The organism is Stutzerimonas sp. FeSN7 (assembly GCF_030263795.1).
GTDB classification, from domain to species: domain Bacteria; phylum Pseudomonadota; class Gammaproteobacteria; order Pseudomonadales; family Pseudomonadaceae; genus Stutzerimonas; species Stutzerimonas stutzeri.
Genome location: NZ_JARPMN010000001.1, coordinates 3,922,925 through 3,944,567 on the forward strand (window position 1 = coordinate 3,922,925; position 21,643 = coordinate 3,944,567).

The 21,643-nt window shown below is 64.3% G+C and carries 21 protein-coding genes; 7 read left to right on the top strand and 14 right to left on the bottom strand.

Going from position 1 to position 21,643, the window contains the following annotated elements; genetic code table 11:
• Positions 1-3 precede the first annotated feature (3 nt).
• From P5703_RS18805 to P5703_RS18815, 3 genes are read left to right on the top strand one after another with little or no spacing between them, the layout of a single operon-like run.
• On the top strand, positions 4-1,416 hold the full coding sequence (locus P5703_RS18805; protein ID WP_121721597.1) for an integrating conjugative element protein: 1,413 nt from the start codon (positions 4-6) through the stop codon (positions 1,414-1,416).
• Positions 1,413-1,757, top strand: a complete 345-nt coding sequence (locus tag P5703_RS18810; RefSeq protein ID WP_121721596.1) for a hypothetical protein — start codon at positions 1,413-1,415, stop codon at positions 1,755-1,757. The genes P5703_RS18805 and P5703_RS18810 overlap by 4 nt, the downstream gene beginning before the upstream one ends.
• A gap of 18 nt (positions 1,758-1,775) precedes the next feature.
• Complete coding sequence (locus P5703_RS18815) at positions 1,776-3,296, top strand: conjugal transfer protein TraG N-terminal domain-containing protein (RefSeq protein WP_121721595.1); 1,521 nt, start codon at positions 1,776-1,778, stop codon at positions 3,294-3,296.
• A gap of 27 nt (positions 3,297-3,323) precedes the next feature.
• On the opposite strand, the gene P5703_RS18820 is transcribed toward P5703_RS18815, so the two are convergent.
• The 3 genes from P5703_RS18820 to P5703_RS18830 are packed head-to-tail and all read right to left on the bottom strand — an operon-like array spanning position 3,324 to position 4,488.
• Positions 3,324-3,683, bottom strand: a complete 360-nt coding sequence (locus P5703_RS18820) for a DUF3742 family protein (protein ID WP_121721594.1) — start codon at positions 3,681-3,683, stop codon at positions 3,324-3,326.
• A gap of 23 nt (positions 3,684-3,706) precedes the next feature.
• Entirely contained in the window at positions 3,707-4,171 is a 465-nt protein-coding gene (locus tag P5703_RS18825; RefSeq protein WP_121721593.1) for a type II toxin-antitoxin system YhaV family toxin, read from the bottom strand.
• On the bottom strand, positions 4,171-4,488 hold the full coding sequence (locus P5703_RS18830) for a type II toxin-antitoxin system PrlF family antitoxin (RefSeq protein WP_121721592.1): 318 nt from the start codon (positions 4,486-4,488) through the stop codon (positions 4,171-4,173). Before P5703_RS18830 ends, P5703_RS18825 begins: the two co-directional genes overlap by 1 nt.
• Positions 4,489-4,840: 352 nt before the next feature.
• Between P5703_RS18830 and P5703_RS18835 the strand changes: the two genes are divergently transcribed.
• The 3 genes from P5703_RS18835 to mobH all read left to right on the top strand — a co-directional run bounded on the left by P5703_RS18835 (position 4,841) and on the right by mobH (position 8,566).
• Positions 4,841-5,599 (top strand): type IV toxin-antitoxin system AbiEi family antitoxin domain-containing protein, encoded by a 759-nt coding sequence (locus P5703_RS18835; protein WP_121721591.1) that lies wholly within the window; start codon positions 4,841-4,843, stop codon positions 5,597-5,599.
• A complete protein-coding gene (locus P5703_RS18840; RefSeq protein ID WP_121721590.1) occupies positions 5,592-6,512 on the top strand; it encodes a nucleotidyl transferase AbiEii/AbiGii toxin family protein in 921 nt (306 codons plus the stop codon). Before P5703_RS18835 ends, P5703_RS18840 begins: the two co-directional genes overlap by 8 nt.
• Positions 6,513-6,715: 203 nt before the next feature.
• Positions 6,716-8,566: a MobH family relaxase gene (mobH, locus tag P5703_RS18845; protein ID WP_279641801.1), complete on the top strand. Its 1,851-nt coding sequence runs from the start codon at positions 6,716-6,718 to the stop codon at positions 8,564-8,566.
• Positions 8,567-8,584: 18 nt separating this feature from the next.
• On the opposite strand, the gene P5703_RS18850 is transcribed toward mobH, so the two are convergent.
• Positions 8,585-8,890 (bottom strand): helix-turn-helix domain-containing protein, encoded by a 306-nt coding sequence (locus P5703_RS18850; RefSeq protein WP_279641802.1) that lies wholly within the window; start codon positions 8,888-8,890, stop codon positions 8,585-8,587.
• Between the two features lie 93 nt (positions 8,891-8,983).
• On the opposite strand from P5703_RS18850, the gene P5703_RS18855 reads away from it, so the two are divergent.
• On the top strand, positions 8,984-9,610 hold the full coding sequence (locus P5703_RS18855; RefSeq protein ID WP_084341955.1) for a substrate-binding domain-containing protein: 627 nt from the start codon (positions 8,984-8,986) through the stop codon (positions 9,608-9,610).
• A gap of 23 nt (positions 9,611-9,633) precedes the next feature.
• Here the strand turns inward: P5703_RS18855 and P5703_RS18860 are convergent, their stop codons facing one another.
• From P5703_RS18860 to P5703_RS18905, 10 genes are all read right to left on the bottom strand, one after another.
• Complete coding sequence (locus tag P5703_RS18860) at positions 9,634-10,902, bottom strand: tyrosine-type recombinase/integrase (RefSeq protein WP_279641803.1); 1,269 nt, start codon at positions 10,900-10,902, stop codon at positions 9,634-9,636.
• A 187-nt stretch (positions 10,903-11,089) separates the two neighbouring features.
• A complete protein-coding gene (gene trpE / locus P5703_RS18865) occupies positions 11,090-12,574 on the bottom strand; it encodes an anthranilate synthase component I (RefSeq protein WP_279641804.1) in 1,485 nt (494 codons plus the stop codon).
• 180 nt (positions 12,575-12,754) lie between these two features.
• Positions 12,755-13,456, bottom strand: a complete 702-nt coding sequence (locus P5703_RS18870; RefSeq protein ID WP_279641805.1) for a phosphoglycolate phosphatase — start codon at positions 13,454-13,456, stop codon at positions 12,755-12,757.
• Entirely contained in the window at positions 13,453-14,127 is a 675-nt protein-coding gene (gene rpe, locus P5703_RS18875; RefSeq protein ID WP_045159403.1) for a ribulose-phosphate 3-epimerase, read from the bottom strand. Before rpe ends, P5703_RS18870 begins: the two co-directional genes overlap by 4 nt.
• A 102-nt stretch (positions 14,128-14,229) precedes the next feature.
• Positions 14,230-15,510 carry a 4-aminobutyrate--2-oxoglutarate transaminase gene (gene gabT / locus P5703_RS18880; RefSeq protein ID WP_279641806.1) on the bottom strand — a complete coding sequence of 427 codons (1,281 nt, stop codon included), beginning with the start codon at positions 15,508-15,510 and terminating at the stop codon, positions 14,230-14,232.
• Positions 15,511-15,667: 157 nt separating this feature from the next.
• Positions 15,668-17,134, bottom strand: a complete 1,467-nt coding sequence (gene gabD, locus P5703_RS18885) for an NADP-dependent succinate-semialdehyde dehydrogenase (RefSeq protein ID WP_011911952.1) — start codon at positions 17,132-17,134, stop codon at positions 15,668-15,670.
• Between the two features lie 12 nt (positions 17,135-17,146).
• On the bottom strand, positions 17,147-17,974 hold the full coding sequence (locus P5703_RS18890) for an ABC transporter permease (protein WP_011911951.1): 828 nt from the start codon (positions 17,972-17,974) through the stop codon (positions 17,147-17,149).
• A 63-nt stretch (positions 17,975-18,037) separates the two neighbouring features.
• On the bottom strand, positions 18,038-19,291 hold the full coding sequence (locus P5703_RS18895) for an ABC transporter permease (protein WP_011911950.1): 1,254 nt from the start codon (positions 19,289-19,291) through the stop codon (positions 18,038-18,040).
• A gap of 63 nt (positions 19,292-19,354) precedes the next feature.
• A complete protein-coding gene (locus P5703_RS18900; RefSeq protein ID WP_011911949.1) occupies positions 19,355-20,386 on the bottom strand; it encodes an ABC transporter substrate-binding protein in 1,032 nt (343 codons plus the stop codon).
• 47 nt (positions 20,387-20,433) lie between these two features.
• Positions 20,434-21,543: an ABC transporter ATP-binding protein gene (locus P5703_RS18905; RefSeq protein WP_011911948.1), complete on the bottom strand. Its 1,110-nt coding sequence runs from the start codon at positions 21,541-21,543 to the stop codon at positions 20,434-20,436.
• Positions 21,544-21,643: the final 100 nt, after the last annotated feature.

Consider the following 21,643-nt stretch of genomic DNA (forward strand, 5'->3'; position numbering starts at 1 on the left):
CCGATGAAAATATTCCCACGCCCACGACGCTTCGCCATGACGCTGCCGGCGCGCAGCATTCTGTTCGCTGGCGTGCTGGCCGCGATGAGCCACGCGCTGTGGGCGCAGACCAGTGTCAACGACTATGGCGTGCATCATCGCGGCAGCGTCATCGGCGATGACGTGCTGTACAGCATCGGAGGCGGCCGGGCGGTGTCGATGGGGCCGGTCGGCCAGATGCAGCACCTCGGTGTCGGCATCGGCTGGAACAGCAACCTGATCTGCGGCGACATGAGCATCACCACCACGCTGCAGAACCAGCTCAACGGCATCACCAACGGCTTCCAGACCATCATGAGCCAGGTGATCCAGAACGCCACGGCGGCCGTGGCATCACTGCCGGCACTCATCATCCAGCGCGCCGATCCCGGTTTGTACAACCTGCTGACCAACGGCATCTTGCAGGCACGGCTCGATTTCGACCGCAGCAAGCTCACCTGCCGCGCGATCGCCAACCGCATGGCCGACGCGGCGGGCGGTCAGCTCGGTTGGGATCAGTTGGCCGAAGGCATGGCGCTCAAACAGGCCGTGGCCAGCACCGATGCCGTATCGGCCATCGAACAGGCCGAAACCAGTCGCGGCAACGACGGTGTGCCCTGGGTCGGCGGCAGCAATGCCGGCGGCGCCGGACAGAATCCCATCCGCGTGGTCAGCGACGTGACCCGTGCCGGCTACAACCTGCTCAACGGCCGCGGCGCGACCGATACCGCGCCGATCGACAGCATCACCTGCGGCAATCGCCTGAGCTGCCAGACCTGGCCTTCTCCCCAAGCCGCCACCGATTGGGCAACCCGCGTGCTGGGCGAGCAAGAGCACCGGACCTGCGATGGCTGCCTCAAGACCCAGGCGACCGCCGGCGTCGGCCTGACGCCGCTGATTCAGGAAGAGTACGAGACCAGGCTGGAGGCGCTGCGGGATCTGGTGATGGGTGCCAGCGCGACCACGTTCGAGAACCTGGAAGCGGCCGGCAGCGCTTCACTGCCAATTACGCGCGGCGTCATCGAGGCGCTGCGCGACGAACCGGACCAGGATGTGCTCGCGCGGCGCCTGGCTTCCGAAGTCGCGTTGGCCAGCGTGCTGGAGAAGGCCCTGCTGTTGCAGCGGACGCTGCTCGCCGGCCGCAAGGAACCCAACGTCGCGGCCAACCAGCTCGCGCAGGACGCCATCGCCCACGAAAGCGGTCTGCTGGAACAGGAGATCAACAACCTCAAGACCGAACTGGACCTGCGGCGCGAACTGGCGGCGAATTCGCCGATGGCGATCATCCAGCGGCACGGCACGCGCAGTGCCGGTTCGCGCGGCATCTACCAGGGCGACACCGAGCGCGATCGTCTCGACGCCATCCAGCGGCCGCAGAACCCCGGCAATCCGCCATGAGGATCAGACTGCCGAAGTGGCTGCTCAACCGGCAACTCGGACGCACGCTGGGATGGATTGCGCTGATCGTGTTCGTCGCCGTGGCCGTCAACCTCCTCGGCATTCGCCTCGTCGGTGACGCGCACACCTGGAGCCGGTGGCTGGACGAGCATGCCGGTTACTTCCTCGTCTGGCGGTTGTGCCTGTATGGCGCCACGGCCTACGGGTGGATATGGATGCGTCGCCAACTCCGGGAGCGCGACACATCCCGCGCAGCGCATCAGCGCCTGCTGCGCGCGGAGGTCGGCGCCGTCGCCGCCATCGTGCTGCTCGAAATCAGTGTGTTGCTGCGACAACCGTAGCGATGCGGGACGACGACCATGACCCTCTACACCACGGACTATCTTGAGTATTACCTGACACTGGTTGCCTGGATCATCAACAACGGCATCTGGAATGTGCTGGTGGCCAGCGGCATCTTCGCGCTGCCGTTCCTCGCCATCGTCGTGCAGGAATGGCTCAAGGCCCGTGCGGAAGGCGCGGACGAAGGCAACAAGGGCGTGCTCTCGTCCATGCGCATCGAGAACCGCGTGTGGGTGGCGATCGTGGTCATCATGTTCGCCGGTATTCCCTTCATTCCCGTTGACCTGAGCACCATCCAGTTCGATCGCACGCGCTCGACCCAATGCCAGGTCAACGTGCCGCTGCCGTCGGAGACGAACTGGTCCGCTTCGTTCACGACGATCAACAACCAGAGTGCCCATGTGCCGGTCTGGTGGTTCTTCATGCACTCACTGTCGAAGGCCGTCACCGGCGCCGCCGTGGCGGCGATCCCCTGCGGCACGGACCTGCGGCAGATGCGCATGGAGATCGACAACACGCGCATCGCCGACCCGGTGTTGGCCCAGGAAGTCGCCGACTTCACGCACGACTGCTACGGGCCGGCCCGCGCCAGGCTGTTCATGAGCCGGCCGACACTCGGCGAGGAGCAGATGAACGACGTGACCTGGATCGGTTCGCGCTTCTTCCTGGACACGGCCGGCTTCTACGATACGTATCGCTCGCGCGGACCACGCGACGCCTGGCCCTATGACGACACGCGCGACGCCGGCCTCGCCGAAGTCTCCACTGGCGGCGGCTATCCGACCTGTCGGCAGTGGTGGGCGGACAGCGGCGATGGGCTGCGCGATCGCCTGCTGGCCCAGGTTGATCCGGGCCTGCTGTCCCGGCTCAGCCAATGGGCCGGCTTCCGGAGCCAGACCCAGGCCGACGATGCCGTGATCCGTGCCATCGCTTCACCACGGCAACAGGTCATGAACCAGGGGCACGTCTACACCGACTACGGTGGTCAGATCGGTATGACGCTCCCCAATGTTGCCACCCGCGTCGTATCGGATGTGGGGCTGACGGTAGGATCACTCGGAATGTTTCCGGCCATGGATGTGGTGCGTCAGGCGTTGCCCATGATCCTGTCGTTCCTGAAGATGGCGATGGTCATCTGCATTCCGCTGGTGCTGATCTTCGGCACCTACGACTTGCGAACGGTGGTCACGGTGACTGCCGTGCAGTTCTCGCTGTTCTTCGTCGATTTCTGGTTCCAGCTCGCACGCTGGATCGATTCCACGATCTTGAACGCGCTCTACGGCTGGCACTCGCCGCACAGCAACTTCAATCCGCTGATGGGGTTGAACAACGCCTTCGGCGATATGTTGTTGAACTTCGTGATGGCGACGATGTTCATCATCCTGCCGGGCTTCTGGGTCGTTGCATTGACGTGGGCCGGGGTCAGGACGGGGAACATTCTCGGCGGGTTCATCACCGGCACGACGGATGCGAAGTCGGCGGGCAGTAGCGGCTCGCGCCTCGCCATGGCGGCGGCGACGAAAGGCGCTGCGAAGTAAGGAGTCGTTCCCGGTCTGCTGGAACAGCTACGGGTCGTCGGGATCGCCCAGGTCGATGCGCCAGTCGTCCTTGTCGTAGACGCCGGCACCCGAATGACCGTCCCTGAGTTCAGGCTGCTTCTCTTCATCCAGGTCGGCGTTGCGCACAAGCCAGGCGGCGAGCAGCGCGAACGCGAGCAGCAAGGCCAGCCAGAACGCTGCGTACAGCAGCACGCCGAACACGACGAGCTTCACGATCCAGAGCAGCAGCCGTGCTACGCCGGCCGGCAGTCCCTTGCCCGCCAGCCATTGGATGGCGCGGGCCTCTTGCCGTGCAAGGCCGCGCCACGCACGGCCGAGCCATCTGCCGGCGCATTCTGCTTTTGTGGTATGGGGCGTCGCGTTCATCACTGTTACCTCATGCAGAGGGTTTATCGCTTCTCCTGTGTGGACCAATCAGACCGGCTCGCGGCAACCAGGCTGTTCCAATCGTCCGGCGGATTCCCTCGTTCGAGCATCTTCTCGAACATGGCGTAGGGATCGGACTTACTGCCCGCCGAGCGCAGCGTCTGCTCATCGTTGACCCAGGCGAACACGATGGTCTTCGCCTTGGAGTCATAGCGAAAGAACAGGCGAAACCGCCGTCCGACCTTCGCGCGCCGCCAGTGCCGATGGGCTGGCCCAAGGGTATTGCCCTGGCGGTATTCGTCCCGTGCCGGATCGCTCGGCACCGTCTCCAGGATCAACTGGCTCAACGCACGAAACAGCTTGACGTTGGCGTTGCGCTCGAAGCTCTTCGGGTCGTTGCGCTCGGCGCGTCCGGCCGCTGCGTGCAGCTTCTGAAGCTGCTCCACGATGCACTCATGGAACAGCAGCACCCATCCGTGGCGCTGCATCAAAGTGCCACTTCTCCCTCGATGTATTCATCGAGGTCCGAGGCGTGGCCCACGTTGGCGAGCATGGCCTGAGCGAGTTCCACCGGCAGCGCTCCGACGTTCCTGCCGCTGCGGATGTCCGCTTCCAGCAGGCCCAGGAAAGCGCCGATCGCCGGGTCTTCGTGCTCGGCCTCGGCGCGAGTGACGACGACTTCGCCACCGCGCAGCTCGAAGGCCACCTTGCCGCCGGTGGTCACACCCAGCGCCTGCCGGATGGACTTGGGCAACGTGATCTGCCCCTTGGACGTGAGTGTGGCGAGTTCGTGGATGCCGGGCATGGTTGGGCTCCTGTCTTTGATCCTCATGCCTCGATGGTAAGGAACTTTCCTTACCTTGTCAATCCAGGAATCCTTTGGTGCGTCGTGCTGCATAAGCTGTGCTCCATCCCACTGCGGAAAGGCCCATCGTAAGCAGGACACAGGCTGCCTTCCGCTTTCAAAGCGGCATGGGCCAGAACCCGTTTGTCTGTGGCTGGATACCCATGGTTGCCCTATACACGGCTGGGAAGGGCAGACAGCAGCTCGTCGCCTTGATTAGATATTGAGACAAAAATAAAACATGATGGTATTTTCAATGCGTTTTTCATGCGGAGCGCTTCTGATTGATTGGATTCTGTGCTATTTTTCGTACATGAATGGAAATCCTAGACATCAGGTAATCAAGCGTCTGCAGGCGGAGCTACCCCGTGGAGCGCCGTTCGACCTTGCCACCCTGAACCAGTTCGGGGTGTCGCCCCAACTCGCCGCCCACTACGCCGATGGGGGTTGGCTCGTGCGCCTGGCTCAGGGCGTCTATGCCTTTCCGAACGATGACTTCGGGGTCTACGGTGCCCTGAAGTTTCTGCAACAGCGCGTGCCCGGCCTGCATGTCGGCGGCAAGAGCGCCCTGGCCCTGCAAGGGGTGCAGCACAACCTGGGCAGCCGGGACACCCTGGTGCTGTGGGGCGATAGCCGCTTCACGTTGCCGCGATGGTTCACCTCACGATTTCCGGCCCGCTATGTCCATGCTCGCCTGTTCGATTGGCCGGACACGCCACTGGCCAACAAGACCCTGATCACGCCACCGGGCCTGCCCGACCCCCTGCGGGTGGCGGTTCCCGAGCGCGCCGTGCTGGAACTGCTGTACGAGGTCGGCGTCAAGCAAAGCCTCGAAGAAGCACGGAATCTCTTCGATGGGCTGCGCTCACCCCGCAAGGAGTTGCTCGGGCAACTGCTGTCCTGCTGCACCAGTGTGAAGGCCGTGCGCCTGTTTCTCACCTGGGCGCGCGCGACGGGGCTGGTGGAGGTCGATGCCCTGCTGGAACAGTACCCGGTTCGCACCGGCAGCGCCGCGCGCTGGATGGGCCGACTCGATGACGGCAGCCTGTTGAGTCTGAGACCTCATGGATAAGACCTACGCGGACACCGTTCGCCTGCTGCTGGCCATCGTGCCCGACGTGTTCGCCAACGACATCTTTGCGATGAAAGGCGGCACGGCGATCAATCTCGTCGTGCAGGACATGCCGCGTCTGTCGGTGGACATCGACGTGGTGTACCTCCCGTGGCAAACACCGCGCGACGAAGCGCTGCAAGCCATCAACCAGGAGTTGGCCGCCATCGCCACGCGCGTTGCCTCGCTCGGCGTACAGACACGCCTGGTTCGCAGCAAGGATCTGGGGGATACGAAGCTGATCGTCGAGAACGAGAGCAGCCAGGTGAAGATAGAGGTCAACGTGGTGTTTCGCGGCACCGTGCTGCCCGCCGAACGACGCTCGCTGAGCGCCAAGACCAGCGACCTGTTCGGCGTCGAACTGGAGGTGCCGATCCTGGCGCCGAACGAGTTGTACGCCGGCAAGCTGGTGGCCGCGCTGGACCGGCAGCATCCGCGTGACCTGTTCGACGTGTGGCAGCTCTACGAATCGGGCGGCATCAGCGACGGCATGGTCGAATGCTTCGTGGTCTACCTGGCGGGGCACAACCGGCCGACCCATGAGGTGCTGTTCGGCAACGACAAGAACATCGCTGGCGAGTACGAGCGGGCCTTTGTCGGCATGACCGAAGTGGACTGCTCCCTGGAGACGCTGCTGGAAGCCCGCGTCCGGTTGCGGCACGAATTGCCTGGGCGGTTGAGCGCGCAGCACAAGCAATTCCTGAGCGGATTGACGCGCGCGCAGCCCGATTGGTCCCTGCTGCAATGCCAGCACGCCGCGCAACTGCCGGCGCTGCGCTGGAAACTCAGCAATCTCGAAACTTTCCGCAAGCGTCGCCCGGAAGACTTCACAGCCCAAGCCGATGCACTCGACGCCGGCCTGGGCCAAGCCTGACAACGCTTCAGCAACGTTCCCCGCTTGCCGGGATTGCCCCATACCGCATTGATCGTGGCGCCCACGAGGTAACGGCCATATACCCAAAGGCTTCCATAAAGGCCAAAGGGCTGGGAAGGGGCAAGGGAACGGGGTCAAGGGGAAAGGCCCTACCCGGAAAAGGCCAAAAGGCTCTCCCGCCAGTCCGTCACTCGGGTGTCGTCATGTTCTCGCTGTTCCAACGCAAAAGGGTGCCAACCGCCGGCGCACCGTCCACCGCCTCCATAGCGATGTCCCAAGGGCTAACCAAGCCGGAGTCGGCCGCCTCGCTGCTGGCGACGCCGCGCCGGCGGAAGCTGCTGGAACACATCTGGCAACGGACCTCGCTGTCGCGCAAGCAATTCGCCACGCTGTACCTGACGCCCCTGGAGCGCTACGCCGAGCTGGTGCAGCAGTTCCCCGCCTCCGAGAGTCACCATCACGCCTATCCGGGCGGCATGCTGGATCACGGCCTGGAGATCGTGGCCTACGCATTGAAGCTGCGACAGTCGCATCTGCTGCCCGCCGGTGTCACGCCGGAAGCGCAGACGGCCCAGGCCGAAGCCTGGACCGCTGGCACCGCCTATGCGGCGCTGCTGCACGACATCGGCAAGATCGCTGTCGATCTGCATGTCGAATATGCCGATGGCACTCTCTGGCATCCCTGGCACGGTCCGTTGCAGCGGCCATATCGCTTCCGCTACCGCAAGGACCGCGAGTATCGGCTGCACGGTGCAGCCACCGGACTGCTGTACACCCGGCTGCTGGACCGCGAGATTCTCGACTGGCTCAACGGCTTCTCCGATCTGTGGGCTTCCCTGCTGTACGTCCTGGCCGGCCAGTACGAGCACGCCGGCACGCTTGGCGAGTTGGTCGTGCAGGCCGACCAGGCCTCCGTCGCCCAGGAACTCGGCGGCGACCCGAACAAGGCGCTGGCCGCACCCAAGCACGCACTGCAACGCAAGCTGCTCGACGGCCTGCGCTATCTGCTCAAGGAGGAATTCAAGCTGAACCAGCCCCAGGCTTCGGACGGCTGGCTGACCCAGGACGCGCTCTGGCTGGTGAGCAAGACCGTCTCCGACAAGCTGCGGGCGCATCTGCTATCGCAGGGCATTGATGGCATCCCGGCCAGCAACACGGCGGTGTTCAATGTGCTTCAGGACCATGGCATCGCCCTGGCCACGCCGGACGGCAAGGCGATCTGGAAAGCCACGGTCGCGAGCGATGCCGGCTGGTCGCACAGCTTCACCTTTCTGAAACTGTCCCCGGCGATGATTTGGGAAGCGTCCGACCGGCCGGCAGCCTTCGCGGGCACCGTACAGGTGGAGCCGGAAGGGTCGGCGGCACAGAAACCCGCACCCGAGGCCATCGACGTGGGAACAGGGGAATCCGCCCCGGCGACTACCGAGTCCGCCACACCAACGACTGCCGACAGCAGCGTCGAGGAACTGCTGGAACTGCTCGATTCGTCTCCCGCGTCCACTGCTACGGCCATGCCGCATCAGCCCCTCGCTGAACCGGAGCCCGCGCCGTTGCCGGACCACAAGCCCGCCGACACCACGCCGGTCCAGGCAGTACACCAAGACGACGCCGATCCATCCGGTGCTCATTTTCTCGCGTGGCTGCGTCAGAGCATCCAGATGCGCAGGCTCATCATCAACGACGCCAAGGCGCTGGTACATACGGTGGCCGACACGGCGTATCTCGTCAGTCCCGGCGTGTTCCAGCGCTATGCGCAGGAGCACCCGCAGGTCACCGCCCTGGCCAAACAGGACAAGCTGCCGGAATGGCAGTGGATACAGAAGCGGTTCGAGAAGCTGGGCCTGCACCGCAAGCAGGCCAGTGGGCTGAACATCTGGACTTGCGAAGTGACGGGGCCTCGCAAGTCCAGGCGGCTGCACGGATACCTGCTGACCAGCGCCGAGACGCTGTTCCATGAGATACCCCCGAACAATCCCTACCTGCGCCTCGCCAACACTGAGGCGAAGCGCGACGACTCGGCGTTTCATGCCAAGAACGATGACGAGCAGGAATAGGATGCGACGCCGGCGCCCTCAGTTGCCCCGCTTGGGCGTGTCCGGTTCGGCCAGCTTGGCCTCCATCGCAGCCATCAGGTGGGCAGAGCTGCATTTCAGAGCACGGGCGATCTTGAGGATCAGAGGAAGCGTGGGAATGTGCTCGCCCCGCTCGATCTTGCCCATGTGCGACCGCTCGATTCCGGCCAGATGGGCCAGCGTTTCCTGTGCGACCCCCTGGTCCGTTCTTTCCTCCCGCACCACTGCCCCAAACGCGATCGCTGGTTCCGCTTCGTATGTTGTTGTCCCGGCTGGTCGGCCGCGTTGGATCGATCGCTTTTGCATTGCCAAAAGCGTCGATCAGGGCCACGATATAAACCACGTTAAACTTAACTCATTCGATTAAGTTTCCATGCTTTAGGCCTTCGGAAGTTGCACGTGAGATCGATCGACGTCTCCACTGAAATCCGTCTGGCAGTCCTCGGCGATTGGGTTCCTCCCCAACTCGCCGACGTGCTCGCCATACAGCGCGCCGAAGACCCGGACACCCTGGCCGTTCTGATCGACACAGCGGCCACCGGACAACAACAGGAACGACCTGGTGACGGTTTCGACTTCGCGTTGTCCGCCGCCCACCGGGAGTGGCCGGGCTGGGTCTGCGAACCGCTGTGGCACGACACCTTGGCCGTCGCTGTGGCAAAGCGATCCCACTTGCTGGCCTACCGGGAAGTACCCTGCCAGGAAGCGCTCAAACAGCCGCTGATCTACGCGCGATCAACGGCCGAAGAGTCGTGGCGCACGCTCGCACAGAGCGCATTCGAGAACGAATTGTGGGACCGCGAAGCAGCCGTCAGTACGTTCGAGGTCGCCATGACGCTGGTCGCAGCGGGGTACGGAATCACCGTGGCCCCATCCACGAGACTTGCCGGGTATAGATGCCAAGGCATCGCCCTGCGGCCGCTGGCGAGCGCACCGATGATCGTGACCGCCTACCTGATTAGACCCGACGTTGCCCTGACGGAGCCTCAAGAGGACTTTCTTCGACGCGCCCGCTCAATGTCCTGAGCCGCCTCGGCCCGGCACGCGCCTCACTCCCGCTCGATGACCCGCAGCAAGGCCCTGCGCCGTTTCGACAGCGGCCCGAAGGTTTCCATGACCTCGCTCATCGAATCGCCACGAGCCATCGCATCGAGGATGTCCGCCCAATCCTGCATGATGATCTTCCGCGATGCGATGTACTTGGTGTGGTCGTAGGGCGCGCGCGACGAATCTTTCTTCCGCTTCGAGTGGGCGAGTTGCAGATCAACCCGGTTCTCGGGGTAGCTCAACAAGCCGAGCAGCGTGGTCGCTGTTGAGCGGAAGCCATGCGAAGAAAACTGTCCACCGTAGCCCATGCGCTCCAACACCTTGTTGAGCGTCGTAGCCGACATCACCGTTCCCGGCTTCCTGAAGCCGGGAAACAGCACCTTACTTCCGCCTGTCAGCGTGTGGAGTTCTTTCAACAGCACGATGGCCTGCTTCGAGAGCGGAACGATGTGAGGGTCGCGCATCTTCATGCGCCCCGCAGGAACCGTCCACATCGCACTGTCCAGATCGAACTCGGACCAGTGCGCCTTGCGCAGTTCGGCCGTGCGGACATAAGTGAGGGCCATCAAGCGCAGTGCAATGACAGTGACCCGGTAACCTGCATCATCCACACGGCTCAAGAACTTCGGGATCTCTTGCCACGGTAGCGGTGGATGGTGTCGAACTCGGGGGCGCTTGACCGACCGTTTCAGCAGCGCCGTCGGATCACTGTCGCAAAGCTCTTCACCCGCCGCGTATGCGAAGAGTTGGCTGCACAATTGCCTGATCAGGATCGCAACGGTGGGAGCGCCGCGCTCCGCAACATCCTTAATGACGGGGCGCAGGTGAGCAGTCCGGATTGAGCTGACCGGCAGCTTGCCCACTTTGGGAAAAACATCGTTCTCCAAAGTGCGCTTGACTTGATCGGCGTAGCCCTCGCTCCACTGCACGTTGCTCGCCATCCATCTGCGAGCCACTGGCTCAAAGGTGTTCTCGTTCTTTTCAAGCTGAGTGGAGATGTTGACTCTCTTCTCCACCACGGGGTGTACGCCCTTCTTGACGAGTTCCCGCGCGCGATCCCGCTCGGTCCGCGCCGCCTCCAGTGAGACCTGGGGGTACTTGCCGATCGCGTAGATGGCAGGCTTTCCGCCAAGCCGATAGCGGTAGCGCCACAACTTGCTTCCGCTGGGCGTGACGTACAGAAACAGACTGCCCCCGTCCTTGAGCCAGTACGGTTCTTTTTGGGAAGGAATGGTCTCGACCTTCCTGGCCGAGAGCAGGTTCATGGCCATGTGTGTATATCACCTCTCTTGAGGCCCTATATACACAGAAATATACACACTTGCAGCAGATTGGTCTAGCGTTCACCAGACCATCAAGGAAGTAACATCAATACAAATCAACAACTTACACTTTACCCATGGAACACGGTGGAGCTTGATGGATGCTAATCGTAGTTGTCCAACATCAGCAGCATGATCAGTTCTCCTGCTCGTCGCGCTCGGCGAGGGCTACCGCGCGGAACATGGCGCGGCGCTTGTTCAGCGTCTCTTCCCATTCAAGGGCCGGCTGCGAATCGGCAACGATGCCGGCACCGGCCTGCACATGCAGCTCGCCATTCTTGATTACCGCGGTACGGATGGCGATGGCGGTATCCATGTTGCCGTTCCAGGCGAGATAGCCGACGGCGCCGCCGTACACACCACGCTTGACCGGCTCGAGCTCGTCGATGATTTCCATGGCGCGAATCTTCGGCGCACCCGAGAGCGTGCCGGCCGGAAGGATCGCGCGCAGCGCGTCCATCGCCGTCAGGGGCGCCTTGAGCTGGCCGGTGACGTTGGAAACGATGTGCATGACATTCGAATAGCGCTCGATGACCATCTTCTCGGTCAGCCGCACCGTGCCTGTCTGGGCGACACGACCGACGTCGTTGCGCCCCAGGTCGATCAGCATCAGGTGTTCGGCGAGCTCCTTGGCATCGCTGAGCAGGTCCTGCTCCAGCGCCAGATCAGCTTCTTCGTTGGCGCCGCGTGGACGGGTGCCGGCGATGGGGCGGACCGTGACCAGACCTTCCTCGACGCGCACCAGCACTTCCGGCGACGATCCCACCACGTGGAAGTCGCCGAAGTTGAAGAAGTACATGTAGGGCGTCGGGTTGAAGCAGCGCAGCGCGCGGTAGAGATCGATCGGCGCAGCCTTGAACGGGATCGACATGCGCTGGGAAATCACCACCTGCATGCAGTCGCCGGCGAGGATGTAGTCCTTGATGCGGTTGACCGCCTGCTCGTAATCCTCGCGGCTGAAGCTGGAGCGGAAGGTCGGTTCGGCACCGTTGCTCCTTTCGAAATCCAGGCCCAGGCGCGGGGTGATCGACTGGCGCAGCTTCGCCCGAAGCGCCTGCAGGCGGGCCTGACCTGCCTCATAGGCTTCCGGCTGCGACGGGTCGACCAGCACGATGCAGTGCAGCTTGCCGGCGAGGTTGTCGAACACCACCACGGCGTCGGAAACCATCAGCAGGATATCCGGTGTGCCCAGCGGATCCGGGTTGGGGCAACTGCCCAGTTTGCGCTCGACATAGCGCACGCTGTCGTAGCCGAAGTAGCCGACCAGCCCGCCATTGAAGCGCGGCAGGCCTTCGACCGGCGCGACGCGGTAGCGCTGCTGGAAGGACTCGACGAAGGCCAGCGGGTCCTCGACCTCGCAGGCCTCGGTCTCGACGCCATCGGTAGTCACGCTGATGCGGTGGTCCTGCACGCGCAGCACGGTGCGGCATGGCAGGCCGATGATCGAATAGCGCCCCCACTTCTCGCCGCCCTGAACGGATTCGAGCAGATAGGAGTTCGGCGCATCGGCCAGTTTCAGGTACAGCGACAGCGGCGTGTCGAAGTCGGCAAGGGTTTCGAACGACAGGGGGATGCGGTTATGGCCTTCGGCGGCCAAACGCAGGAATTCTTCGCGGGTCATGTCAGCCTCGTGGTCTGAGGAGGGTTCGAACGAACAACGGCAAACGCGCCGGCCTGGCCGGCAGGAAAAAGTCAGGCGCGCCAGCGCCAACGGGCCAGGGCCTTGATGACTTTCATCCATTGTCTGCGGGTGAGCACCACGAGCTGATCTCTTCGGTGGGTCAAAAAGAGTCCGGCCACACTAGCGCAGGCCCGGAACCGAAGCAACCAGCTCGCGCAGGTCGTCGAGCACCAGCGCCGGCTGCTCATCCGCAATGGGCTCGCCGTGGTTGTAGCCGTAGGTAAGCGCGACACAGCGTACTGTCGCGGCCTTGGCAGCCCGTACGTCGTTGCGTGAGTCCCCAACGAACAGCGATTCGCTGGGCGCAACGCCCGCCTTGTCCATCACCCAGAACAACGCCGCCGGATCGGGCTTCTGCTGCGGCAAGGTATCGCCGCCGACCAGCCAATCGAAGTAACCGGTCAGCCCCTTCTCCTCCAGCAGCGGTTCGATGAACTGCGCCGGTTTGTTGGTGATGATCGCCAGCTTCACCTCGCGCTCGCGCAGCCAGTCCAGGCATTCACGAACGCCCGGATAGACAGTGGTCAGCTCGTGGCCGCCGGAGTATGCCTGCATGAACAGCGCCAGCGCCTCGTCGGCAAACTCGTCGCTTACACCTTCATGCTCCAGCCCACCGGCCAATGCGCGGCGTACCAGCACGCGCGAGCCGTTGCCGACCCAGTCGCGCACCCGGGCAATGCCGGCAGGCTCTCGGCCGAGCAGCATCAGCATCTTGTCCACCGCCGCGGCCAGGTCCGGCACCGAATCCATCAGGGTGCCGTCCAGGTCGAACATCACCAGCCGTGGCAATTTGCCGTCGAACAGTTGCTCCAGGCGGGTCATGGGCGCGCCAGCGCCAGCTCGGCGCGCATCTGGTCGATCACCGCTTTGTAGTCCGGCTGGTTGAAGATGGCCGAGCCGGCGACGAAGGTGTCGGCGCCTGCTGCGGCGATCTCGCGGATGTTCTTCGGATTGACGCCGCCATCGATCTCCAGGCGAATCTCGCGGCCGCTGGCGTCGATCAGGGCGCGCGCCTCGCGCAGCTTGTCCAGCGTGCCGGGAATGAACTTCTGCCCGCCGAAGCCGGGGTTGACGCTCATCAGCAGGACCATGTCGATCTTGTCCATGACGTACTTGAGCACGTCCAACGGCGTTGCCGGATTGAACACCAGGCCGGCCTTGGCGCCGCCGTCCTTGATCAGCTGCAGCGAACGGTCGATGTGCTCGGAGGCTTCCGGGTGGAAAGTGATGTAAGTGGCACCGGCCTCGAGGAAGTCGCCGATCATGCGATCCACCGGCTTGACCATCAGGTGCACGTCGATGGGCGCGGTGACGCCATGCTTGCGCAGCGCCGAGCAGACCATCGGGCCGATGGTCAGGTTGGGCACGTAGTGGTTATCCATCACGTCGAAATGGACGATGTCGGCGCCGGCGGCCAGCACGTTGTCCACTTCCTCGCCCAGGCGGGCGAAATTGGCGGAAAGAATCGAAGGGGCGATGGCGAACGGCTGCATGACGACCTCGGGTAGCACGGCAAGATGCCGCGCATTGTACCCGAGGGGTCAGGGTTGCGGCGCGCCTGACATCCGCCACGAATGCCGGCGCGCCAGGTCGGATCAGGTCAGCTCGTCGAAACACTCGCCGATGATGGCCAGGCCGCGTTCGAGCAGCTCGTCCTCAACGGTCAGCGGCACCAGCACGCGCAGCACGTTGTAGTAGGTACCGCAGGACAGCAGGATCAGCCCCTTTTCCCGCGCCCGGGCGACGATCTGCGACGTGAGCGCCGCGGCCGGTCGCGCCAAGTCGCCTTCCTCGAACAGCTCGATGGCGATCATCGCGCCGAGGCCGCGCACCTCGCCGATCTCCTTGTGCTTGGCCTGGATCGCCTTGAGGCCGGCGGTGAGCTTCTCCGCCACCGCCTTGCAGCGGTCGAGCAGATGCTCCTCCTCGAAGATTTCCATGACCGCCAGTGCCGCCGCGCAGGACAGCGGGTTGCCGGCATAGGTGCCGCCCAGCCCGCCGGGCGCGATGGCATCCATGATCTCGGCCTTGCCGCACACGCCGGCGATCGGGAAGCCGCCGCCGACCGACTTGGCAAAGGTGGTCAGGTCGGCGACCACGCCCATCTGCTCCATGGCGAAGAAGGTGCCGGTGCGCCCGGCGCCGGTCTGCACCTCGTCGGCGATCAGCAGGATGCCGTGCTCGTCGCAGAGCGCGCGCAGGCAGGCCATGAAATCCTTCGGCGCGACATTGAAGCCGCCCTCGCCCTGCACCGGTTCGACGATGATCGCGGCGATGTCGCGCGGCTCGGCATCGTTCTTGAAGATGCGCTCGATGCTCGCGATCGAGTCATCGATGCTGACACCATGGATTGCGCAGGGATACTGCGCACGGAAGATCCCGCCCGGCATCAGGCCCATTCCAGCGGAGTACGGCACGACCTTGCCGGTCAGGCCGAGGGTCATCATGGTGCGACCGTGATAGGCGCCGGTAAAGGCAATCACACCGGCACGGCCGGTGGCGGCGCGGGCGATCTTCACCGCGTTCTCCACGGCCTCGGAGCCGGTGGTGACCAGCAGGGTCTTTTTGGCGAAATCACCCGGCACCCGCGCGTTGATCTTCTCGCACAGCTCGACGTACGGCTCGTAGGCCAGCACCTGGAAGCAGGTGTGGGTGAGCTTGTGCAGCTGGTCTTCCACCGCCTTGACGATCTTCGGATGCAGGTGGCCGGTATTCAGCACGGCGATGCCGCCGGCGAAATCGATGAACTCGCGGCCCTCCACATCCACCACGCTGCTGTTCTTCGCGTGGTCGGCAAAGATCGGGTGGATCTGGCCGACGCCACGGGGAACGGCGGCGACACGGCGTTGCATCAGGGATTCGTTGGTCTTGCTCATAAGCTCCTCGGTAGCCGCTCATCGTCGGCACGGGTCGGAAAGAACGCCAGGAAGCGGGCGCGGCAGCATACGATGATCGACTGCCGCACCCTCCGGAGCGTTCGGATTACAGTAAAACTCCGTGCATTATTTTGCACGCCTGATTTGAGCCGCTTGGTCAGATGCCGCCCAGGCACAGGTATTTGATTTCCACGTATTCATCCAGGCCGTACTTCGAGCCTTCACGTCCGAGGCCCGATGCCTTCATGCCACCGAACGGCGCCACCTCGGTGGAGATCACCCCGGTGTTGATGCCCACCATGCCGTACTCCAGCGCCTCGGCGACACGGAACACCCGACTCAGGTCGCGTGCATAGAAGTAGGCGGCGAGGCCGAACTCGGTGTCGTTGGCCTGGCGGATCACCTCGGCCTCATCGCGGAAGCGGAACAGCGGCGCCAGCGGGCCGAAGGTTTCCTCGCGCGCCACGTCCATCTCGGCAGTGACGCCGCCCACCAGCGTCGGCTCGAAGAAGTTGCCACCCAAGGCATGGGGCTTGCCGCCGGCCAGCAGGGTGGCGCCCTTGTCCAGCGCGTCCTGCAGATGGCGCTGCACCTTGGCCACGGCTGCGGCGTCGATCAGCGGACCGGTGGTCACGCCCTCCTCCGCTCCGTTGCCGACCTTCAGCCGCGCAACCGCCGCGGAGAATTTGTCGACGAAGGCGTCGTAGATGCCGTCCTGCACGTAGATGCGATTGGCACATACGCAGGTCTGCCCGGCGTTGCGGTACTTGGAGATCATCGCGCCCTCGACCGTCGCGTCCAGATCGGCGTCGTCGAAGACGATAAAGGGGGCGTTGCCGCCCAGCTCCAGCGAGAGCTTCTTGAGCGTCGGCGCGCACTGCTGCATCAGCTTGATGCCCACCGCCGTCGAGCCGGTGAACGAGAGCTTGCGCACCACCGGGTGTTCACAGAGCTCGGCGCCCACTTCGCGGGACGTGGCGGCATCGGCGGTGATCACGCTGAACAGCCCCGCCGGGATGCCCGCGCGCTCGGCCAGTGCGGCCAGTGCCAGCGCCGAGAACGGTGTCTGCGGTGCCGGCTTGAGCACCATGGCACAGCCCGCGGCGAGGGCCGGGCCGGCCTTGCGGGTGATCATCGCGCTGGGGAAATTCCACGGCGTGATTGCCGCGGTGACGCCGACCGGCTCCTTCTGCACCAGGATGCGCTTGTCGCCCGCGTGAGCCGGGATCACGTCGCCGTACAGGCGCTTGCCTTCCTCGGCGAACCATTCGAGGAAGGATGCGGCGTAGGCAACTTCGCCGCGTGCCTCGGCCAGCGGCTTGCCCTGTTCGGCGGTCATGATCCGCGCCAGGTCTTCCTGATTCTCCAGCATCAGTTCGTACCAGCGCCGCAGGCGCGCAGCGCGCTCCTTCGCGGTCAGCGCGCGCCAGGCCGGCTGGGCTGCCTGCGCGGCTTCGATGGCGCGGCGGGTTTCACCACGGCCCATGTTCGGCACGACGCCGATCAGCTCGCCGGTGGCCGGGTTGAAGATCTCGGTGCGCGCGCCACTGTCGGCCTCGCACCATTCACCGTTGAGATAGGCCGTTTGGCGCAACAGATCGGGTTGCCCAAGTTGCAGAGTCATGTGCGTATTCCGTCAGGCAGGTTGTTGGGTGCGCAGCTTCTCGGCGCGGCCTCGCAGCCACTCCAGGGTCAGCAACAGAGCGATGGAGAAGCCGATCAGCAAGGTCGCCGCGGCGGCTATGGTCGGGCTGAGGTTCTCGCGGATGCCGCTGAACATCTGCCGTGGCAGGGTGATCTGCTCGGGGCCGGCGAGGAACAGCGTCACCACCACTTCGTCGAACGAGGTGGCGAAGGCGAACAGCGCGCCGGAAATAACCCCCGGTGCGATCAGCGGCAGGGTCACCCGGAAGAACGCCGTCAGCGGCGAGGCGCCGAGACTGGCCGCAGCGCGCACCAGGTTGTAGTTGAAGCCCTGCAGCGTCGCGGAGACCGTGATGATCACGAAGGGCACGCCGAGCACCGCGTGCACGAGGATCAGCGACAGGTAGCTGTTGCCCATGCCCAGCGGGGCGAAGAACAGGTAGCTGGCGACACCGATGATCACCACCGGCACCACCATCGGCGAGATCAGCACCGTCATCAGCAGCGCCTTGCCGCGGAACTCCGCGCGGGTCAGGCCGACCGCCGCCAGGGTGCCAAGGACCACGGCGAGCAAGGTCGCAGCCGGGGCGATGAGCAGACTGTTCTTCAGCGAGCGCATCCAGTCCGCCGAGGTGAACAGCGCCTCGTACCAGCGCAACGAGAACCCCTGCAGCGGATAGACCAGGAACGAACCGGAGTTGAACGACAGCGGCACGATGACCAGCACCGGCACGATCAGAAACAGCAGCACCAGCGCGCAGAGGATGCGCAGAGCGTAGTACCAGGCCCGCTCGACGGGCGACATGTAGGGGCTCAGCATGAACGGTTCTCCTGCCCGGCATGAAGACTCTGAAAAGGCGGCCGCGCCGCGACGTGGCCCATCTCAACCCAGCCGCAGGCGACTGGCACCGACCAGCCAGCTGTAGATGACGTACAGCAGCATGGTGGCGAGCAGCAGCAGACCGCCCAGCGCCGTGGCCATGCCCCAGTTGATGGTGGTGTTGGTGTAGAAAGCGACGAAGTAGCTGACCATCTGGTCGTTCGGGCTGCCGAGCAGCGCCGGGGTGATGTAGTAGCCGATGGCGATGATGAACACCAGCAGGCTGCCGGCACCGACACCGGCCAGCGTCTGCGGGAAGTACACCCGCCAGAAGCTGGCGAACGGGTGACAGCCCAGCGAGACCGCCGCACGCATGTAGCTTGGCGAGATGTTCTTCATCACGCTGTAGATCGGCAGGATCATGAACGGCAGCAGGATGTGCACCATGGCGATGTACACACCGGTGCGGTTGAACACCAGCTGCAGCGGCTCGTCGATCAGGCCCATCTTGAGCAGCGCGCCGTTGATCAGCCCGCCCGACTGCAGCAGCACGATCCACGCGGCGACGCGCACCAGAATCGAGGTCCAGAACGGCAGCAGCACCAGGATCATCAGCAGGTTGCTCTGCCGCGCCGGCAGGTTGGCCAACAGATAGGCCAGCGGATAGGCCAGCAGCAGGCAGATCACCGTGATCACCAGGCCCATCCAGAACGTGCGGGCAAAGATGTCCAGATACACCGCCTGATCCGGCGAGACCTTGGCCAGTTCACCCAGCTCGTCGATGCGGTGATCCAGCGCCGCCAGCAGGTAATAACCGGTCACCGCACTGTCGTTACGCTGGATGATCTGCCAGAACGCCGGATCGCCCCAGCGCTCGTCGAGCGACTCCAGCGCCTCCTGATACGACGCGGGCGTCTCGCGGAACGGCAGCGCTCGCGCGGTCTTGGTCAGCAGGCTGCGGTAGCCGGCCAGCTCCATGTTCAGCCGCTTGGACAGATCGCCCAGGCTCTGTTCACGGCGCGCCTGATAGAGGTCCTCGGCCAATGCCTGGTAGGCGGGTTCCGCCGGCAGTCCGCGGCCATCCCATGCGGCCAGCGCCTCCAGCGTGCGTGGCAACGTGTTCACCACCTCCGGATTCTCGACACTGCGCCAGAGCAGCGAGGCGATGGGAACCAGGAAGGTCAGCAGCACGAACAGCAGCAGCGGCAGGATCAGCGCCTGCGACTTGAGCTTGTTCACCCGTTCGGCCCGTGCCAGTCGCTGTTTCAGATTGGGCTCGGCGATCTGGTTCGCCGGCAGGGATATTGCTGTGGCCATGAAGACTCCGCGATTCGTTCCGATGGCTGGGACCGGCCCCGCCAGTGCGGCGGGGCTCCAGGGTCAGCGTGCTGCCCAGGCGTTGAAACGCTGTTCGAGCTGTTCGCCGTAGTCGGCCCAGAAGGTCACGTCCATCGCCACCTGGTCGGCAATGTTCTCCGGCGCGGTGGGCATCTGCGCCAGGCGCTTTTCATCCAGCAGCGACACGGCCTGGGTGTTCGCCGGGCCATAGGCGATGTTCTCGGCATAGGCCTTCTGCTGCTGCGGCTCGACGGTGAAGGCGATGAACTTGCGTGCCTGCTCCTGGCTCTTCGCGCCCTTGGGGATGGCCCAGGAATCGAAGTCGTAGATGCCGCCGCTCCAGACGATCTGCAGGTTGCTCTCGTTCTGCACGGCAGCGATGCGGCCGTTGTAGGCGCTGCTCATTACCACGTCGCCGGAGGCGAGGAACTGCGGCGGCTGCGCGCCGGCTTCCCACCACTGGATATGCGGCTTGAGCTGATCGAGCTTCCTGAAGGCGCGGTTCTGGCCGTCCTTGGTGGCCAGCACCTGATAGACCTCCTTGGCCGGCACACCATCGGCCATCAGCGCAAATTCCAGGGTGTACTTGGCACCCTTGCGCAGGCCGCGCTTGCCGGGGAATTTCTCGGTATCCCAGAAGTCCGCCCAGCCGGACGGCGCGCTCTTGAGCTTGTCGGCGTTATAGGCGAGTACCGTCGACCAGACGAAGAAGCCAACGCCGCAGGGCTGTATCGCACCCTCGACGAAATCGTCCGGATTGCCGACGACGCCCGGATCGAGCTCCTCGAACAGCCCCTCGTCACAACCGCGCGCCAGCTCAGGCGACTCCACCTCCACCAGGTTCCACGACACACTGTTGGTGTCGACCATCGCCTTGACCTTGGCCATTTCGCCGTTGTATTCGCCGGCGACGATGCGGCCGTGACCGGCGGCTTCCCACGGCTGATAGAAGGCCTTCACCTGGGCCTGCTTGTTGGCGCCGCCGAAGCTCACCGCAGTGAGGTTCTCGGCAACCGCGTGCCCGGCACAGACGAGCCCGAGCGCCAGCGCGGACAGTTTCAGGTAGTTGCTCATGACAGTTCGCTCCTTGATGCAGTTGTTTGGGGTGCTGCGGGAGTGGCTCAGGCCGCCTGCAGCGGGTCGAGCGCGCGGACGTGCTCGACGTGCCAGCCGATCGGCACCACGTCGCCCACGCGCAGGGCTTGGTCGAACTCGGCGATCGGCTGCTTGACGAAGAAATCACTGACGCCGCAGACCTCGAGACGGATGCGGATGTGGTCGCCCAGGTAGATGAACTCGGCAACGCGCCCGGTGAAGCGGTTCGGGCAGCTGGCACTGGCACCGTTGAGCAGCACCCGCTCCGGACGGATCGACAGGCTGACCGGCGACCCCGTCGCACCGACATTGACCGCCAGCGCCTCGACGGTTTCGCCGCGACCGAGCTTGACCGTGCAGCTCTCGCCACGCCGCTCCAGCAGGTGCGCAGGCAGGCGGTTGTTTTCGCCGAGAAAGTTGGCGACGAAGGTGTTCAACGGCTTTTCGTACAGGGTGCGCGGGTCTTCGATCTGCTGGATCTGGCCCTGATGGAACACCGCCACCCGATCGGACATGGTCAGAGCCTCACCCTGGTCGTGGGTGACGTACACCACGGTGACGCCGAGGCGCTCGTGCAGGTGCTTGATCTCCATCTGCATCTGCTCGCGCAGCTGCTTGTCCAGTGCGCCCAGCGGTTCGTCCATCAGCACCAGCTGCGGCTCGAACACCAGCGCGCGGGCGAGCGCCACGCGCTGCTGCTGGCCACCGGAAAGCTGCGCCGGATAGCGGTTGCGAAAGCCCTCCAGCTGGACCATCGCCAGCGCGCGCTTGACCCGCTCCTTGATGTCCGGCTTGGCCATGCCGCGCACGCTGAGCGGGAACGCCAGGTTTTCCGACACGGTCATGTGCGGGAACAGCGCGTAGTTCTGAAACACCATGCCCATGTCGCGCTTGTGCGGCGGCACGTTGTTGATCGCCCGGCCATTGAGGAGAATCTCCCCCGCGGTGGGCGTCTCGAAACCGGCCAGCATCATCAGGCTGGTGGTCTTGCCCGAGCCGGACGGCCCGAGCAGGGTGAGGAATTCGCCGCGGCGGATATCCAGGTTCAGATCCCTGACGATCAGCGACTCGCCGTCATAACTCTTCTGGACGCCGCGAAAGCTCACCAGGATATCGTTCGTCGTTGACTCGACCATGCTGCTGCACCTGCCTAACCGTTGAACCGTGGCCACAGCGTAGAAGCGCAGCGGCGGCGGAAAAATCGGTGCAGCGGAGCGATTGCCCTAGGCGTGCAGG